Source organism: Blastococcus saxobsidens (assembly GCF_010682065.1).
Lineage (GTDB): Bacteria > Actinomycetota > Actinomycetes > Mycobacteriales > Geodermatophilaceae > Blastococcus > Blastococcus saxobsidens_B.
The window spans coordinates 34,387-50,943 of record NZ_JAAGWG010000019.1; the positions used below are offsets into that span (position 1 = coordinate 34,387).

Annotated in this window: 17 protein-coding genes and 1 pseudogene; 7 read left to right on the forward strand and 11 right to left on the reverse strand. The window is 74.7% G+C overall.

The window, feature by feature from the left end:
• Positions 1-48: 48 nt before the first annotated feature.
• A complete protein-coding gene (gene mgrA / locus GCU60_RS13385) occupies positions 49-1,083 on the reverse strand; it encodes an L-glyceraldehyde 3-phosphate reductase (protein WP_163206021.1) in 1,035 nt (344 codons plus the stop codon).
• 114 nt (positions 1,084-1,197) lie between these two features.
• Between mgrA and GCU60_RS13390 the strand changes: the two genes are divergently transcribed.
• The 3 genes from GCU60_RS13390 to GCU60_RS13395 are packed head-to-tail and all read left to right on the forward strand — an operon-like array spanning position 1,198 to position 4,386.
• Positions 1,198-2,727 carry an alpha/beta hydrolase gene (locus tag GCU60_RS13390; RefSeq protein ID WP_163206023.1) on the forward strand — a complete coding sequence of 510 codons (1,530 nt, stop codon included), beginning with the start codon at positions 1,198-1,200 and terminating at the stop codon, positions 2,725-2,727.
• 22 nt (positions 2,728-2,749) lie between these two features.
• Complete coding sequence (locus GCU60_RS19910; RefSeq protein WP_204261993.1) at positions 2,750-2,920, forward strand: hypothetical protein; 171 nt, start codon at positions 2,750-2,752, stop codon at positions 2,918-2,920.
• Positions 2,917-4,386, forward strand: a complete 1,470-nt coding sequence (locus GCU60_RS13395) for a serine hydrolase (RefSeq protein ID WP_163206025.1) — start codon at positions 2,917-2,919, stop codon at positions 4,384-4,386. Before GCU60_RS19910 ends, GCU60_RS13395 begins: the two co-directional genes overlap by 4 nt.
• Here the strand turns inward: GCU60_RS13395 and GCU60_RS13400 are convergent.
• The 8 genes and pseudogenes from GCU60_RS13400 to GCU60_RS13435 all read right to left on the reverse strand — a co-directional run bounded on the left by GCU60_RS13400 (position 4,347) and on the right by GCU60_RS13435 (position 10,439).
• A complete protein-coding gene (locus GCU60_RS13400; RefSeq protein WP_163206027.1) occupies positions 4,347-4,517 on the reverse strand; it encodes a hypothetical protein in 171 nt (56 codons plus the stop codon). The two genes, GCU60_RS13395 and GCU60_RS13400, sit on opposite strands and share 40 nt — an antisense overlap.
• Positions 4,518-4,557: 40 nt before the next feature.
• Complete coding sequence (locus GCU60_RS13405; protein WP_163206029.1) at positions 4,558-5,430, reverse strand: alpha/beta fold hydrolase; 873 nt, start codon at positions 5,428-5,430, stop codon at positions 4,558-4,560.
• Positions 5,431-5,494: 64 nt separating this feature from the next.
• Entirely contained in the window at positions 5,495-6,043 is a 549-nt protein-coding gene (locus GCU60_RS13410) for a hypothetical protein (RefSeq protein ID WP_163206031.1), read from the reverse strand.
• A 172-nt stretch (positions 6,044-6,215) separates the two neighbouring features.
• Positions 6,216-6,806, reverse strand: a pseudogene (locus GCU60_RS22110) (SemiSWEET transporter); the annotation flags it as partial.
• A gap of 190 nt (positions 6,807-6,996) precedes the next feature.
• Positions 6,997-7,851, reverse strand: a complete 855-nt coding sequence (locus GCU60_RS13420; protein ID WP_163206033.1) for a DUF817 family protein — start codon at positions 7,849-7,851, stop codon at positions 6,997-6,999.
• 56 nt (positions 7,852-7,907) lie between these two features.
• Entirely contained in the window at positions 7,908-8,453 is a 546-nt protein-coding gene (locus tag GCU60_RS13425; RefSeq protein WP_163206035.1) for a copper chaperone PCu(A)C, read from the reverse strand.
• A gap of 155 nt (positions 8,454-8,608) precedes the next feature.
• Positions 8,609-9,613 (reverse strand): hypothetical protein, encoded by a 1,005-nt coding sequence (locus GCU60_RS13430; protein WP_163206037.1) that lies wholly within the window; start codon positions 9,611-9,613, stop codon positions 8,609-8,611.
• Position 9,614: 1 nt separating this feature from the next.
• On the reverse strand, positions 9,615-10,439 hold the full coding sequence (locus GCU60_RS13435; protein ID WP_163206039.1) for a hypothetical protein: 825 nt from the start codon (positions 10,437-10,439) through the stop codon (positions 9,615-9,617).
• Between the two features lie 138 nt (positions 10,440-10,577).
• On the opposite strand from GCU60_RS13435, the gene GCU60_RS13440 reads away from it, so the two are divergent.
• The 4 genes from GCU60_RS13440 to GCU60_RS13455 are packed head-to-tail and all read left to right on the forward strand — an operon-like array spanning position 10,578 to position 14,708.
• Positions 10,578-11,297 (forward strand): response regulator, encoded by a 720-nt coding sequence (locus GCU60_RS13440; RefSeq protein ID WP_430537424.1) that lies wholly within the window; start codon positions 10,578-10,580, stop codon positions 11,295-11,297.
• Entirely contained in the window at positions 11,294-12,682 is a 1,389-nt protein-coding gene (locus GCU60_RS21625; protein WP_163206041.1) for an ATP-binding protein, read from the forward strand. The genes GCU60_RS13440 and GCU60_RS21625 overlap by 4 nt, the downstream gene beginning before the upstream one ends.
• Complete coding sequence (locus GCU60_RS13450; protein ID WP_163206043.1) at positions 12,679-13,371, forward strand: GerMN domain-containing protein; 693 nt, start codon at positions 12,679-12,681, stop codon at positions 13,369-13,371. The genes GCU60_RS21625 and GCU60_RS13450 overlap by 4 nt, the downstream gene beginning before the upstream one ends.
• On the forward strand, positions 13,368-14,708 hold the full coding sequence (locus GCU60_RS13455; protein ID WP_163206045.1) for a DUF2254 domain-containing protein: 1,341 nt from the start codon (positions 13,368-13,370) through the stop codon (positions 14,706-14,708). The genes GCU60_RS13450 and GCU60_RS13455 overlap by 4 nt, the downstream gene beginning before the upstream one ends.
• A 13-nt stretch (positions 14,709-14,721) precedes the next feature.
• Here GCU60_RS13455 and GCU60_RS13460 read toward each other — a convergent pair whose 3' ends face one another.
• Together GCU60_RS13460 and GCU60_RS13465 are read right to left on the reverse strand one after the other, a co-directional pair.
• On the reverse strand, positions 14,722-15,249 hold the full coding sequence (locus GCU60_RS13460) for a DUF421 domain-containing protein (RefSeq protein WP_163206047.1): 528 nt from the start codon (positions 15,247-15,249) through the stop codon (positions 14,722-14,724).
• 16 nt (positions 15,250-15,265) lie between these two features.
• Positions 15,266-16,492, reverse strand: coding sequence for a cation:proton antiporter (locus tag GCU60_RS13465; protein WP_163206049.1), 1,227 nt, complete (start codon positions 16,490-16,492; stop codon positions 15,266-15,268).
• Positions 16,493-16,557: the final 65 nt, after the last annotated feature.

The following is a 16,557-nucleotide window of genomic DNA, read 5'->3' on the forward strand; positions in this document are numbered from 1 at the left end:
GACACGGATCACCGCCCAGCACCGCCCGGGGAGCAGTCCCGCCGCTGGTCAGGCGCCCGTGCGGGGGCCCTCCCACAGGTCGATGCCGCTGTCGACGGCGTGCTGGTCGATCGTGGCGAGCTCGTCGTCGGTGAAGGCGAGGTTCGCCAGCGCGCCGACGTTCTGCTCCAGCTGCCCGACGCTGCTCGCCCCGACCAGCACCGTCGTCACGCGCTCGTCGCGCAGCGCCCACGCCAGCGCCATCTGGGCCAGGCTCTGCCCGCGGCCCCGCGCCATCCCGTCGAGCGCGCGGACGTGGCCGAGCGCCTCCTCGGTGAGGAAGTCCGGCGACAGCGACTTGCCCTGGCTGGCCCGCGACCCCTCCGGCACACCGTCCAGGTACTTGTCGGTGAGCATCCCCTGCGCCAGCGGCGAGAACGCGATGCACCCGGCGCCGACGTCGGCCAGGGTGTCCAGCAGCCCGTCGCGCTCGACCCAGCGGTTGAGCATCGAGTACGACGGCTGGTGGATCAGCAGCGGCGTGCCGAGGTCGGTCAGGATCGCCGCGGCCTTCGCCGTGTCCTGCGGGGAGTAGGAGGAGATGCCGGCGTAGAGCGCCCGGCCCGAGCGGACCGCGGTGTCCAGCGCGCCCATCGTCTCCTCGAGCGGTGTGCTCGGGTCGGGCCGGTGGCTGTAGAAGATGTCGACGTGGTCGAGCCGCATCCGGCGCAGTGACCGGTCCAGGCTGGAGAGCAGGTACTTCCGCGACCCGCCGCCCTGGCCGTACGGGCCCGGCCACATGTCGTAGCCGGCCTTGGTGCTGATCACCAGCTCGTCGCGGTAGGGCCGGAAGTCGTCGTCGAGGTGCCGGCCGAAGTTGGTCTCGGCGCTGCCGTAGGGCGGTCCGTAGTTGTTGGCCAGGTCGAAGTGGGTGATGCCCAGGTCGAAGGCCCGGCGCAGGATGGCGCGCTGCCGGTCGAACGGCACGTCGTCGCCGAAGTTGTGCCACAGGCCGAGGCTGATCACCGGGAGGTCCAGGCCGCTGCGGCCCGTCCGGCGGTAGGTCATGGAGTCGTAGCGGTTCTCGGCTGCGGTGTAGGCCATGCGCCGATCCTCGTCGCCGGACCACCTGGGCGCAGTACCTGTGTCGAGAGGTAACCGGATCCGTCCCGGCTCGTTGAGGCACGGCACAGCTCTCCCCACCGTCGAGGAGTCCGCATGCGCCGCCCCCTGCCCCGTGCCGCACTCGCCCTCGGCGCCGCCGTGGCCGTCGCCCTCTCCGGGTCCTCCGCGGCCGCCGCCGCCCCGGGCGGGCCGGCACCGGGGACGCCGGGGTACCTGGTCCGCGACGCGCAGAACATCGCCGACGCCTACGGCCGGCAGACCGCTCCGGACGGGCAGCTCTCCCCCGCGTACGGGCTCGCGTCGCTGACCACCATCAACCCGCTGTTCGCCCGCGACCTGCTCGCCCAGGCGGCCCGCCCGAACCGGCCGGCGCTCAGCCCCGGCCAGCTCGTCCCCGGGTGGAACAGCGGCAACCCCTACCGGGCCGGCTGGGACGGCACCCGCGGCGAGATCACCCCGGTGCAGTTCGCCAACCGGTACGGCGCGCTGATCCAGGGCGACGTCTTCTCCCCGCTCCCCGGCGCTCGCGACCCCTACAGCGGGAAGCCGCTGGAAGGCCCCTTCCCCGGCGTCGTCCTGACCACCGGCTCGGTGCAGGGCAGCGAGCGGATGTACTGGTGGCTGGCCCAGGACCTCGCCGAGCGCGGCTACGTCGTCCTCACCTACGACGTGCAGGGTCAGGGTCGCAGCGAGACGTTCCCGCACCAGGGCGACCCCGCCGACCTGCCCTGGTGCTCGTTCGCCGCCGCCCCGCCGGCCGGCGAGCAGACCGGCTGCCCGGGCGTGCCGTTCCAGCAGACGTCGAACTTCGTCTACGGCACCCAGGACGCGATCGACTTCTTCCTCTCCACGCCCGACGAGCCGTACGCCGGCGCCCCGGCCGGCAACGCCGGGGTGGACGCGTTCAACCCGCTGTGGGCGTCCTTCGACCGCTCACCGGATCCGGGCACGGTCACGCCGGGCCGCACCACCCGGCTGGCCGTCGTCGGCCACTCGCTCGGTGCCATCGCCGTCTCCTACCTGCAGTCGGTCGACGAGCGGATCCAGACCGTGGTCGCCCTGGACAAGCTCTCCACGACGGCGTCGATCCGCGACGGCGAGGAGTTCGACGCGCTCGGGCCGCTGGAGCCCGTCGTGCCGGCGCTCGGACTGCAGTCGGAGTACGGCTTCACCGTCGCGCCCTACTTCGCCAACTCCGGCCTCTTCGACGCCTCGGGGGCCGGATCCCCGACCCAGGCCCCGGACCCGCGCCGGGAACTGGCCACCGGCTACGACGGGTGGACGGCGGCCGGCGTCGACTCGATGGTGGTCGTGCCGCGCGCCTCGACCCACCTCGAGTACACCGACGTTCCCTACGTGCTGCCCGCCTCGCGGTACGGGCAGGCGGTCTCCAGCGTCTACACCCAGGCCTGGCTGGCCAAGTACCTGCGGCACGACCCGTCCGCCGACGACGTCCTGCTCGGCACGTCGCTGGAGTACCTGGAGCCGGACGCCACCGGGACCTGGCGACCGATCAGCCTGGACCGGGACGAGAACCTGTCCTTCTACTTCTGCTCCGGCTACGCCGTGACGACCGCCGACGGCGCCGTCCGCGACGACGACCTGGCCGGCGTCGGCTGCTAGGGCACGGGCCTACGGTGGAGCCATGCTGCGCCTCATCGGACTCCTGCTCGTCATCTGGCTGGTCCTCACCGTGGTCGGTGCCGTGGTGAAGGGGCTGTTCTGGCTCGCCGTGGTGGGAGCGCTCTTCTTCGCCGGCACCGCGGTGCTCGGCTGGGTCAAGCGCGACCAGAAGTCGCTGCCCCGCGGGCGGTGACCCCCTCCCCCGAGGTCCTCGCCCGGCAGACCGCCACCGTCCGGGCCGCCGCCGGGTACCTGCGCTCCTGGGTCGAGGCCCAGGCCGCGCACCGCCGCGTGCCCGGCGTCCAGGTCGCCGTCCGGTCCGGGAGCGACCTGGTGCTGTCGGCCGCCGTCGGGGTGGCCGACGCCGTCGCCGGCACCCCGCTGACCCCCGCGCACCTGTTCCACGTCGCCTCCCACTCCAAGACCTTCACCGCCACCGCCGTCCTGCAGCTGGTCGAGGCCGGCCGCATGCGGCTGGACGACCCGATCGGTTCCCACCTGCCCGAGCTGGCCGGCTCCCCGGTCGCCCGGGTCACGGTCCGCGAGCTGCTGGGACACCAGGGCGGCGTGCTGCGCGACGGCGAGGACGCCGACTTCTGGCAGCTCGGCATCTCCTTCCCCGACCGCGCGGCGGTGCTGGGCGTGGCGCGGCGGGCCGGCGTCGTGCACGCCCGCAACGAGCACTTCAAGTACTCCAACCTCGGCTACGCCCTCGTCGGCCTGGCGATCGAGTCGGTCACCGGCACGCCGTTCGCCGAGCACTGCCGCGCCGCGATCCTCGAGCCGCTCGGCCTCGCCCGCACCGTCGCCGACCACGACCCGGCGCGGGCGGGCGAGTACGCGGCCGGGCACACCGGCCTGCTGCTGGGCGAGGACGGCCGGGAGACGATCGAGCACGTCGGGACCGGGGCGATGGCCGCCGCCACCGGGTTCTCCTCCACCGCGGAGGAGCTGTCGGCCTTCGGAGCGGCGCACGTCCTGGGCGACGAGCGACTGCTGACCGACGACTCGAAACGGCTCATGCAGCGGCTGGAGTCGGTGGTGACCGCCTACGGCAGCGAGATCGGGCGCTACGGGCTGGGCCTGGAGCTGGTCACCGTCGGCGAGCGGCAGCTCGTCGGGCACGGCGGCGGCTGGCCCGGGCACATCACGACGACGCTGGTCGACCCGCAGGCCCAGCTGGTGGTCAGCGTGCTCACCAACGCCGTCGACGGCCCCGCCCACGAGCTCGCCGTCGGCCTCGTGAAGCTCGTGGACGTCGCGCTGACGCCGCGCACCCCCTCGGCTCCCCCTCCGCCGGGAACGCCGCCGCTGTCGTCGTTCACCGGCCGGTTCGCCAGCCTGTGGGGGCTGCTCGACGTCACCGAGCTCGACGGCCGGCTGGTGCTGCTGCGACCCACCGCCCCCGATCCGCTGCCCACGGTCGAGGAGCTGGAGGTGCTGGACGACGACTCGCTGCGCGTCGTCCCCCAGCCCGGCTTCGGCGCATCCGGTGAGCGGGTGCCGGTGACGCGGGACGACGCGGGGCGGGTGCGGTCGCTGCGGCTGGCCGGCGTGACCAGCGTCCCGGTCGAGGAGTTCCGTCGTCGCCGGTCGGCCATGACGCGGGCCGGGTGGGGTCAGTCCCCGTCCGCGTCCCCGCCGCCGCCGTCGAGGTAGGGGTCCAGCCCACTGCCCCAGCCGCCCTCGGGTGCGGCGGAGCCGGTCTGCGTCTCGACCTGGTCGGCCACGGGCACCCGGGACCGGTCCAGGAACTCCTCGACCGGCAGCGCGTACGGGTTCTCGCTCATGGCAGCAGCGTCCCGCAGGCGACGGCCGGCCGTCCAGGGGTCAGGCGGCCGGGACGACCCGGTCCAGCCAGCCGAGCAGGTCGGTGACGACCTCCGCCCGGTTGGTCTCGTTGAAGACCTCGTGCCGGGCACCCTCGTAGGACCGGAGCGTCACGTCCTGCAGCCCGGCCCCCTGCAGCCGCTCCACGAGGGCGTGCACGAGCGCCAGCTGCCCGTTGAGCGGATCGGCGTCGCCGACGACGACGTAGACCGGCAGGTCGGGGCGCAGCTGCGCCAGCCGGTCGGCGTCGGCCAGCTGACGGGCCGAGACGAACATCTGCTTGTTGTCCGGGGCGGACAGGCCGAAGCCGCACCGCGGGTCGGCCACGTAGGCGTCGACCTGGGCCTCGTCGCGGGACAGCCAGTCGTAGTCGGTGCGGGCGGGGGCGAACGGCGCGTTGAACGCCGACAGGTCGGTGGGCCCGTCCAGGTCGAGCGCGGGCTCCAGCAGGTCCAGCGTGGTGGTGCCGCTGAGCACCAGGCCGGCCAGTTCGCGGCTGTGGTCGAGGACGTGCTGCTGGGCGGCGAAGGAGCCCATGCTGTGGCCCAGCAGGACCAGCGGCAGGTCGGGCAGGTCCGCGCGCACCCGGTCGGTCACCCGGCCGATGTCGCGCACCAGCTCGTCCCAGCCCCCCGGGCCCAGCTCGCCCTGGGCACCCTCCCGCGCGGTGGCGCCGTGCCCCCGGTGGTCCTGGCCGACGACGACGAAGCCGGCGGCGGTGAGGTCGGCGGCCAGCGGCTCGTAGCGCAGCAGGTGCTCGCCCATCCCGTGGGCGAGCTGCACCACGCCGCGCGGCGGGCCGGCCGGGTCCCAGCGGTAGACGGTCAGGGCGACGTCGTGGGCGGAACGGACCTCGAGGATCTCCGGCGGCATGGCGGCAGGCTACGACGAAGCGGGCCGGCGCCGCCTCCCGCGCGGAGGCGGCGCCGCACCGGGATCAGTCCCCGTCGTGCCCGCGCGGACCGTGCCCGCGCGCCGGCGCCTCGCTGTTCACCCGCTCCGTCACGCGCTCCTCGACGTCGGCCAGCCGCTCGTCGGCCTCCTCCTGGGTGAGCCGGCCGTCCTCGACCGCCTGCGCGATGCGCTCCTCCTGCGCCTGGACCAGCGCGGCCACCAGCTCGTCGACGGGGACGCCCTGGTCCTCGGCGACCTGCGCCAGCGTGGCGCCGTCGGGCTCCAGCGCGGTGCGCAGCCCCGCCTCGGTCATGCCCAGCGCGGTCGCGGCCGCCTCCAGGGCGACCCCTCCCCCACCGTGGTGCCCGCCGCGGCCGACCCCCGCCTCGCTCAGCGTGGTGGCCACCTCGTCGGCCTGCTCCTGGGTGATCGAGGCGTCGGTGACGAGCCCGGAGAGCGCCTCGGTGATCCGCTCGACGGCGGCGGGCGCGCCCCCGTCGCTGCCGGGAGCGGCGAGAGCCGGCACCGCGAAGGCGAGACCGGACAGGCCGAGGACCCCGGCCGTGGTGGCGATGACGATCTTCTTGCGCACGTGCACTCCTTCGCCGGGGCCGGAGCGATCTCCGGCCGCTGCACGCAGCGTCGGGCCCGCGCCTGTGAGGCCGATGTGCGCACGCTCGGGCGGAGCTGTGGATCCCGGCGTGCAGGATCACGCAGACGACGAGCGAGCAGCCGAGCCCGACGGCGGCCGAGAGCCACACCGAAGGCTGCCCCAGCACCCAGCCGTAGCCGGCCCACGCGGCATTGGCCCCCGCGCCGAGGACCCAGCGGGCCGGCGACAGCCCCGACACGTCCTGCCTCCGGTCGCGCAGCAGGGCGACCGGCTGCGGCAGCGCGGCCGCCGCACCGACCAGGGAGGCGGCGGCGGCCAGCGGTGCGGCGGCAGCGGCCGGGTCGGCGCCGAGGAGGGCGACGACGAGCCCGCTCCCCGCGGCGAACGCGACCAGGCAGAGGGCTCCGGACGCGGTGCGCAGCAGGGCGCCCCGCGACCGGAGGTGCGGCTGGGTGAGCAGCAGCACGAGCAGGAGGGCGGTGTTGGCCGCACCGACGACGGCGTTCGTCACGATCTGCGCCGGGTCGTCGGTGAGCAGGCCGAAGACCAGCCAGCAGGCGTTCAGGGCGACGGCGAGCCAGGTGGCGGTCGGGGACATGCCCCGGGTGCGGCGGTGCCGGCAGGAGAGCCAGAGCTGCGGCCAGACGAGAGCGATGGTGAGGGTGGACGCGAGGACGCCGAGGGCGGCGGACATGGTGGAGCGACGATCCGATCGGGAAGAGCTGCGAGGGGGCGGGGCCATCGCGCGGACGATCCGCACGGCCGCTCGGCACGCTCGTCGATGAGCGGCACGGCTCCATGGCCGGAGACGTCATCGGCGCTCTCCACCCGTGACCCGAGCAGGTCCTGCTGTGACGTCGGTCGCCCCGCTCCGCTGCCTGCGGAGGGGCGGTCCGCGACACCGTGGACCGTGCCGGTGCCCGACCGACGGGTCAGCCGGTGCGGGCGGACCTCACGGCCGGCGGGCCCTCGGCCGGGAGGTGGAGCAGATCGGGCGGCACGTCGTAGGCGCGCAGGACGGTGCGGTCGGCCGCGGACCCGTACAGCCGTCCCTCGTAGGCCTTGACCGCGGCCACCAGGACGATGCTCACCACCACGAGCAGCGACCACGAGCCGAGCTTGGCCGCGTGGACCAGGGTCCAGACCGACTCCTGCGACGGGTACTGCCAGGCCCGCAGCAGCGTGGCGGCGTTCTCCGCGACCCACAGGAAGAAGCCGATCAGCACGAAGGAGAGCGCCAGCGGCATCGCGTAGCGGCGCTCTCCCACGGTGAAGTGCACCCACGTCCGCCACGTGACGAGCAGCAGGGCGAGCGCGAGCGGCACCCGCACGTCGGCCATGACGTGGGACGTGAAGAAGTTCAGGTAGATCAGCGCGGCGACGGCCGCGGTGCTGCGGGCCCGGTAGTTGGTGATCCGCAGGTCGAAGCGGCGCCAGGCCTGGCAGATGTAGCTGCCGACGGCGGCGTACATGAAGCCGCTGTAGAGCGGCACCCCGCCGACGGTCGCCCACCCGGTGTCGGGGTAGGACCAGGACCCCTGCCGCACCTTGTAGAGCTCGAGCGCGAGGCCGACGAGGTGGAAGCCGAAGATGACGGCGACCTCCCGGCCGGTCTCCCAGCGGACCAGCCAGAGGACGAGCGTGACCCCCAGGGACCAGATCAGCAGCGCGTCGGCGGGGTCGATCGGCAGCGGCAGCACGCGGACCGCGGCCAGCCCCAGGAAGAACAGGACGGCGAACAGGCAGCACCGGGCCTCGACCCAGGCGAACCGCAGCAGCTGACCCACGCGGGAAGGCTAGGCGCCCGTCCCGCCGTCCCCCGGTATCCGGCCCGCGCCGAGCGTCAGTTCCCGGTGGGGTCCTCGGCCGGGTCCTCGAAGTCGAACGGCTCGCCCGGGTCCTGCCCGGACGCCGCGACCATGGCGTCGATGGTGATCTCGCCGGCCTCCTCGAAGACGAACGTCACAGGGATGGACTCCGAGGACCGCAGGTCGGTCTGCAGGTCCTGCAGCACCACCGACGGCGCCCCCTCGGCGCCGACGTACACGTTGTCGTCCTCCGGGACCGGGATGGCCCCCGTCGCGCCGTCGGCCGTGAGCGTCGCACCGGCGAAGTCCGGGCCGCGGACGTCGACCAGCTCGTCCCCGGTCGAGCCGGTGTTGGCGATGCCGAAGAAGAGCTCGGCGTCCTCACCGGTGTCGTGCACGCCGTCCAGCGGGTACTCCAGCTGGACCTGCAGGAGCTTGAGGTCCTCGGTGACGGCCTCGTCGGGGCCCACGGCTCCGCTGTCGTCCACGTCGGGCTCGTCGGCCCCGCAGCCGGCGACGACGAACACCGCCGCGGCGGCGACGGCCGTCCACCGGGCTCTCGTGCGTGCGGGCTGTGCCATGTCGTCCTCCTCGTTCCTCGCGTCCGGCAGCGCCCGGGACCGCCGCCGGGTCCGCGTCGCGCTCCGCCTCAGGGCTGCCCGTGCCCGGGAGCGGAAAACGAGCCGGGCCGGGTCCGTCACCGAACTGACACGGGCTCCGGGTCCAGGCGCCGGGCTCAGGCGCCGGGCCAGGACCAGCCGGCCTCCTCGACCAGCTGCCGGAGCCCGCGCCGCCGGTCGGTGCCGGACCTGAAGGCGCTGTCGCGCTCGGCGGTGGACCGCAGCGGGATGCCGGCACGCTCCAGCGGCACGACCGACGGGCACGGCGGCGGATCGCCCGGATGCCCGCCGGCGGCCAGGCCGCCGACGGTGCGGACGTAGTCGGCCACCGTCCGCCGGGCGGGCCGGACCGCGGATGCATCGGGAGCGACGCCGGCGTCGACCGCCGAGTCCAGGAGCAGCAGCACGTCGTCGAGGAGGGCGACGGCGACCGGCGCCGACTCCGCCGGGGACGCCGTCCGGAAGTAGTGCAGCACCGGGTAGGCGAAGTGCTGCTGCACGACGCCGGTGAGCGCGGTGGTCAGCCCCACGAGGTGCTGCGTGAAGGCCGGGCTGAAGCCGTGCCCCGTCCACCCCTCGACGACGATCTCCCCCGCCGTGCCGCCGAGCGCGTGCACCTGCGTGGCCAGTGCGCGGCGGGCCACCACGGCGGAGACCACCCCGAGCAGGTAGGTGATCGAGAGGGTGACGAGGATCAGCCCTTCCACCCCGGCCAGCGCCGTGAGGATCCGCCACACCGACGAGTCGGCGACGAAGTCGCCGGTACCGAGGGTCGAGATGGCGTAGCCGGCGTAGTAGGCGACGTCGGCCGGGCCGGCGGGCGCCTGCGTCTCCGCCGACCGGACCGAACCGCTGCCCAGGAAGACCAGCCACCAGCCCAGCCACGTGGTGGTCAGCCAGAAGGCGACGGTGACGACGAGCAGCGCCGGCCCGGAGTTCGACAGCAACCGCGACCGCCGCCCCGGCCGCCGCAGCCGTAGCGAGCCGCGCCAGAGCAGACCGAGGAGGCGACGGGTCAGCGGACCGGCCCCTTCGCCGAGCGTCAGGGTCGTCAGGAGAACGTCGGCGAGCACGAGCAGGACGAGGACCGAGCCGGCGGCGACGAGCGCCGCACCGCCCACGTCACTCCCCCAGCGCGGTGACGAGGGTCAGCAGCCCCGCGTACAGGGTGAGCCCGGCGAGGAACCAGCCGAAGCTGGACCGCCCGCTGGCGGGCAGCTCCTCCTTGAACACGTTGAGCAGGATCGAGCCGCCGAGCAGCGCGGTCAGCAACGCCACCACCACGGTGCTGGTCGGCGCGAACAGCGCATCGGCGCCCCAGCCGAGCAGCAGCGCCGCCGCCAGCAGCAGCCGGCCGGAGCGCGGGAACCGGTGCGGGTAGTGCTCCTCCAGAGACCGATCGGTGAGCACGAAGTGCAGCCCCATCGCGACCGCGAACAGCAGCGCGAACGCCACCCCGGTCTGCAGCCGGAGCGCCATCGTGTACGTGATCAGCGCGTTGTAGACCATGAAGGACCCGAGGTGGAGCCAGTAGACACCGGCCGGTTCGGCGCCGCCCGCACCCTCGCCACCCGCTTGCCGGCCGCCCGCGCCCGCCCCACCGGTCGAGCCGGCCGCCACCGCCCGGGACCGGGCCAGCCGGTCCAGGCCGTAGAAGGCGGCGAAGCCGGCCAGCGCCACGAGGAAGACGCCCAGGTCCAGCAGCGGGGTCGGCTCCAGGACGTCGCTGAGGGCCTCCCCGATCGCCTCGTTGCCCTCGGCGATCTCGGGCAGCAGGTGCAGGAAGACGTAGGCGACGGCGAGGCCGCCGGCGAAGGACCCGGTGACCCGTTCCGGCACGAGGGGCAGCCCGCGCAGCCGGGGTGCGGCCACGTGCAGGGCGGCCAGGAGCAGGCTGAGCACGAGCGCGCCGATCAGCGCGCCGGTCGCCGTGAGCTCGCCCTGCACCCGCTGCCTCCTCGCACCCAAGGGTCCCGACGCTGGGCCATACCCCTCGTCCGGGGCGCAGTCGGGATCCGGATGACAGGTGCGTGACATTCCGCGCGGCGGGGCGCGAGGACCGCAGGCGGTGAGCACAGTACGGCGGTGGATGAGACCCCGGCCGCCGTCATGGGCACACTGCTCCCTGTGCCGCGTTCAGTACTGGTCATCGAGGACGACGCCCGCATCCGCCGCATGGTGCAGATGACGCTCACCCGGGAGGGCTTCGAGGTCGCCGAGGTCGCCACCGGCGAGGACGGCCTCGTCCGGCTCGCCGCCCGCCCCTTCGACGTCGTCCTCCTCGACCTCCGACTGCCCGGGATGAACGGGTTCGAGGTGTGCCGCGAGATCCGCCGCACGAGCACCACGCCGGTGATCATGGTGACCGCCCGCTCGGACAGCGACGACGTCGTCGCGGGGCTGGAGGCGGGGGCGGACGACTACGTCACCAAGCCCTTCGTCCCCAAGGAGCTCGTGGCCCGGGTGCGCGCCCTCACCCGGCGCGCCCGCGAGGTCGAGGAGATCCCCGTCATCACCGTCGGGGACCTGGAGATCTCGCCGCTGGCCGGGAGCGTCACGCGCGACGGCCGAGCCCTGGAGCTCACCCGGACGGAGTTCCGGCTGTTCACCGAGCTGGCGACCGACCGCGGCCGCGTGCTCAGCCGGGAGGAGCTGCTGCAGCGGGTCTGGGGGTACGACTACTTCGGCGACTCCCGGCTGGTCGACGTCCACATCCGGCGGCTGCGCAAGAAGATCGAGACCGACCCGGCCAACCCCGAGGTCGTCACCACCGTGCGCGGCATGGGTTACCGGGTACCCGGGTGAGCGCTGCCTCCTGGACGCGCACCCTCCGGGGCCGGGTCACCCTCGCGTTCACGGCGGTGGCGGTCGTCCTCAGCCTCGTCCTGGCCGTCGGCGTGTGGCTGGGCGTCTCCCGCTACCTGCTGCTCGGCCGGGAACGGGCCACCCTGGCCCAGACCACGGCCAACGCCGCACAGGTGCAGCGCGCCGCGTCCGCCGAGGGGCTGTCCCCCGAGCAGCTGCTCTCGCAGCTGCCCCGGGAGAGCGGCTCCACGTCGCTGATCGCCGACGGCGACCGGTGGATCACCAGCTCCCTGGGGATCGGCCGGGACGACCTGCCTGCCGAGCTGCGGCGCACCGTGCTGGACGGGACCCCCGCGCGCCAGCGGTTCCAGGTGGACGGTCGGACGGTGCTCGCCATCGGGCTGCCGCTCGAGGGATCCGGCGAGGCGTACTTCGAGGTCTTCCCGCTCGAGGAGCTCGACGACACCTACCGCGTGCTCGCCGGGGTCCTCGCGGCCGCGGTGCTCGCCGTCGTCCCCGCCTCGCTGCTGGTCGGCAGCTGGGCCACCCGTCCGACCCTGCGCCCCCTGGACCGGGTCTCCGCGGCGGCCGCGGCGGTCGCCGCCGGGGACCTGGACGCACGGATCGACCCCCAGGGGGACCCCGCGCTGGTCCCGATCGCCCGCTCGTTCGACACGACGGTCAGCGCCCTGCAGGAGCGGGTCCGCAGCGACGCCCGCTTCGCCGCGGACGTCAGCCACGAGCTGCGCAGCCCGCTGACCACGATGCTCGGCGCGCTCGCCCTCCTGGCCGAGCACGAGGAGGATCTCCCCGAGGACGGCCGCGAGGGACTGGCGCTCCTGCAGGCGGAGGTCGTCCGTTTCGAGCGGCTGGTGGCCGACCTGCTGGAGATCTCGCGCGGCGACGCCGGCAGCGCGGACGCCGTCCTGGAGGAGGTCCACCTGCCCGCCCTCGTCCGTGAATCGCTGTCCCGGCGCCGCGTCGAGGGCCGCCCCACCGCTCCGCTCGTCGTCGCGCCGGACGCCGCGGACGTGGTCGTGCTGGCCGACAAGCGCCGGCTGGAACGGGTGATCGGCAACCTGGTGGAGAACGCCGACAAGCACGGCGGTGGCGTGACCGCGGTCCGGGTCGAGGCGGGACCGGCCGACGCCCGCCTGGTGGTGGACGACGCCGGACCGGGGATCCCCGAGCACGAGCGCTCGCGGGTGTTCGAGCGGTTCGCGCGGGGCCGGGACACCAACCGGGCACGCACCGACGGCGCCGGCCTCGGGCTGTCGCTGGTGACCCGGCACGTGTCGGCGATGGGCGGCCGGGTCGCGGTGTCGGACAGCCCCGACGGCGGCGCCCGCTTCACCGTCACCCTCCCCCTGCAGGACGCGCCGTGAGGCGGCTGACGGCGGCGCTCGTGCTCGCGGCGCTGGGGCTGGGTGGCTGCGGGGTGCCGCCCCAGGAGGAGCCCGAGCGGCTCGAGGTCCCCGCCCCCGAGGCGCCGGCGGACCCGACCGCGTCCCTCGGCGGGCAGGAGGCGCAGATCTGGCTCGTGCGGGGGCGACGGCTGGAGGCGGTCTCCCGGCCGGTCTCGCCCGCCGACGTCCCGACGGTGCTCGCCGCGCTCGTCACCGGCCCGAGCCCCGACGAGGCGGCGTCCGGGCTGCGGACGGCGCTGGGTCCGCAGGAACTGGACCACAACGGCCCCACCCCGGAGGACCGGATCGTGACCCTGGACGTGACCCGCGAGTTCACCGGTCTGATCGGGGGCAACCAGCAGCTCGCGGTCGCCCAGGTGGTCTGGACGGCGACCCAGTTCCCGACGGTGGACCGCGTGCGGTTCACCGCCGAGGAGGAGCCGTTGGAGGTGCCGACCGACCGCGGGCTGACCGACCGGCCCGTCGGCCGCGAGGACTACGCCTCCGTGGCGCCGGCCGAGCAGCCCGACGGGTCCTCGGCGCCCGCCTCGTCGACCGGACCGGCGCCGTCGCCCGGACCGACGGAGGCGGTGCCCCCGACGTCGGCACCGGCGTCCCGCACCGGACGCCGGCCGGTCCGTCCGGCCGTCCGCGGCGGCCGGCGATGAGCCCGACCGGCGCGCTCCGGCAGGTGCGCAACCGGCTCAGCGGTGCCCTGTGGCCGGTTCCCGCGCTGGCGATCGTGCTGGCCGTCGGCCTCGGGGTCACCCTCCCCGCGCTGGACGGGCTGCTCGGCGGGCCGGGGGACGACAACCCGCTCACCTTCGCCTTCGGCGGCGGCCCCTCGGCGGCCCGCGACGTCCTGGCCGCGATCGCCGGTTCGCTGATCTCGGTGACCGGCCTGACGTTCTCCTTCACGGTCGTGGCCCTGCAGCTCAGCAGCAGCCAGCACTCCCCCCGGCTGTTGCAGACCTTCGTCACTGACCGGGTCGTGCAGGCCACGCTCGGCGTCCTCGTGGGCACCTTCGTCTACGCGCTCACCGTGCTGCGGACCGTGCGGACCGAGGGGGCCGACGACGTGGCCTTCGTGCCCCGGCTGTCGGTCACCGTGGCCTTCGGGCTGACCGTCATCAGCGTGATGGCCCTGGTGCTCTTCCTCGGGCACCTCGCCCGGTCGCTGCGCGTGGAGACGATGCTGCGCGACGTCTCCGACGAGGCCCGGGCGACTTTCGCGCGGGAGCTGCCGGAGGCCGGCAGCGAACCGGCGTCGGCCAGGGCGGAGCTGCCCTCCGGCCCACCCCGCCCGGTCCTCGCCCGCAGCAGCGGGTTCGTCGTGGACGTGGACGGCCCGCGGATCGCCGAGGCGGCCGAGCGGGCCGGTGCGACGGTGCTGCTGGCCCACCGGATCGGCGACTCGGTCGTGGCCGGCACCCCGATCGCGCACGCGTGGCCCGCGGCGCCCGGATCCGCCGTCGACCTGGACGCCGTGGGCGAGGCGCTGGCCGAGGGCGTCCGGCTCAGCTTCGAGCGCACACCCGACCGGGACGTGGCCTACAGCCTGCGCAAGACCGTCGACATCACCGGGCGCGCGCTGTCCCCCGGGTCCAACGACCCGACGACCGCGGTGCACGGCCTCTCGCACGTGTCCGCCCTGCTGGGGGAGCTCGTCAGCTGCCCGCTGGACGCGACCCCGTTCCGGGACGAGGACGGCGTGCTGCGGTTCGTGCTGCCGCAGTGGACCGCCGAGGAGCTGGTGCGGCTGGGGATCGAGGAGCCGATCCAGTACGCGGGCGGCCAGCCCGCGGTGCTCCGCCGGCTGGCCGGACTGCTCCGGGAGCTCGCCTGGCGGGCGCCGCGGGGCAGCCTCGACGAGACGCTGCGGACCCGCCTGGACCAGGTGGTCGCGCTCGCCGAGGAGTCGACGAGCATCGACCGGGCCGAGACGACGCTCTGGCGGACGCACCTGTCCGACGCACTGGCGGGGCGCTGGACCGTGCAGCCCTGAGGCGCATCGGCGGTCAGCCGCCGGCGCGCTGCTCGGCGTGGAGCACGCCCTCGAGGCTGGATCCGCTGCCCATCTTCTGCGCCGGGACGACGCTCAGGGAGCCGTCGCTCTCCAGCACGACCGCGGCGATCGAGGACAGGTCGCCGGAGCCGCTGGCACGGACGGCCTGGCGGAGCTCGTCCATGGAGAGGCGCTGCTCCCGAAGGGCGTCGGCCAGCGGCTCGCCGTCGCGGAGGACCAGGGTCGGCCGCGAGGTGACCACGTTGCGGAAGCGGGGCCAGCGCGTGGTCAGCCAGGCGACGAGGAACTGGGCGGAGGCCAGCACCGCCAGGGCCAGGGCGCCCTCGGTCCAGGAGACGTCGCTGCTGAGCAGGATCGTCGCGAGGGTCGAGCCCAGCGCCACGGTGACGACCAGGTCGAAGGCGTTGAGCTTCGCCAGCGTCCGCTTCCCCGACAGGCGGAGGATCACCACGACGGTGACGTAGGCGCTCAGCCCGATGGCGATGATGCGGCCCAGGTCGGACCACGAGTCGAACCACATGTGTTGTCTTCTCTCCTCAGGCGTTCGAGCGGCGGTCGGCCGGCGTGTGCGCCCGCCGGTACAGGACTCGGCCCGGGGACGACGTCATGCCGTGCACGACGGTGCTCGCCGCGACGACGAGGCTGCCGGCGGCCAGCACCACCGGGTCCAGGGCCAGGCGCTCGGCCTCCAGGCAGAGGTAGAACAGGGCCGAGACGCCGATGGGACCGAACCAGCCCACGAAGGCGGCGTCGGGCCGGCCGAACCGCAGGGGACGCCGCAGCAGCCAGATCGCCGGCAGGCGGCGCAGCAGCAGCACGCCCACCACGAGCGCGGGGCCGCGCCAGCCGAGCTCCGCCCACGCCGCCCACGGCAGGACGGCGCCGATGGCGACGAACAGCGGGAGGACGAGGAAGCGGTTGACCGCCTCGTCGATGGGGGCGTCGTCGGTGCGGTCGGAGCCGGTGGCCACCCCGTTGAAGGCGAGGCCGGCGACGAACACCGCGAGGATCCCGTCGACGTGCAGCAGGCCCGCGGCGCCGAGGACGGCGAAGGCGAGGACGACGGTGAAGAGCAGGCGTGGCGCAGGATCGGTGGACCCGTGCTGCTCACCCGTCCGCAGCGCCCGGGCACCGAGCCATCCCGCCGGGACGCCCAGCAGGACCGCGCCGGCGACCTGCCACAGGGACTCGGCGAGCCCGGCACCGATGCTGTCGGCGCCCGCGATCGCGAGCGCGATCAGGACCAGCGGCAGCGCCAGGCCGTCGTTGGCTCCCGATTCCAGGGACAGGATCTGCCGGTCGCGGGCCGGGAGGTCCTCCTCCGCCGGCGTCCCGGTGACGACGCTGGAGGCGAGCACGGGGTCGGTCGGGCTCAGGGCCGCGCCGATGAGCAGAGCGGCACCGAGGCCGACGCCCAGGGTGAGGGCGGCCAGCCCGGCGGTGACCAGGGCCATGACCGGCATGACGACGGCGAGCAGCAGGAGGACGGGGCGCAGCCGGGAGCGGGCGTCGGTGAGCGGGTAGCGCAGCGCCACCGACATCACCGAGACGGCCAGCAGCAGCCGGGTGGCGGTGTGCAGCCAGGTCTGGTCCTCGGTGACGGGCGCCAGGTCCAGCACCCCGAGCAGGTGGGGGCCGAGGACGATGCCGATGAGCAGGCCGAGCACCGGCTCGGAGACCGGCCACCGGCGGAGCCGGCCGGAGGCCGCAGCGACGGCCAGGCCGAGCGCTCCCGAGGCGACGAGGACGACGTCGATCAGCACGGGGTCCCATCCGGTCCGGTCGACTGTCCGGCGAGGGGGGCCCGGATCGGACCGGAGCCGACGTC

Bases quoted from the DNA above. Each gene is read 5' to 3' on its own strand.
- mgrA (WP_163206021.1), bottom strand. From the start codon at position 1,083: ATGGCCTACACCGCAGCCGAGAACCGCTACGACTCCATGACCTACCGC.
- GCU60_RS13390 (WP_163206023.1), top strand. From the start codon at position 1,198: ATGCGCCGCCCCCTGCCCCGTGCCGCACTCGCCCTCGGCGCCGCCGTG.
- GCU60_RS19910 (WP_204261993.1), top strand. From the start codon at position 2,750: ATGCTGCGCCTCATCGGACTCCTGCTCGTCATCTGGCTGGTCCTCACC.
- GCU60_RS13400 (WP_163206027.1), bottom strand. From the start codon at position 4,517: ATGAGCGAGAACCCGTACGCGCTGCCGGTCGAGGAGTTCCTGGACCGG.
- GCU60_RS13405 (WP_163206029.1), bottom strand. From the start codon at position 5,430: ATGCCGCCGGAGATCCTCGAGGTCCGTTCCGCCCACGACGTCGCCCTG.
- GCU60_RS13425 (WP_163206035.1), bottom strand. From the start codon at position 8,453: ATGGCACAGCCCGCACGCACGAGAGCCCGGTGGACGGCCGTCGCCGCC.
- GCU60_RS13455 (WP_163206045.1), top strand. From the start codon at position 13,368: ATGAGCCCGACCGGCGCGCTCCGGCAGGTGCGCAACCGGCTCAGCGGT.
- GCU60_RS13460 (WP_163206047.1), bottom strand. From the start codon at position 15,249: ATGTGGTTCGACTCGTGGTCCGACCTGGGCCGCATCATCGCCATCGGG.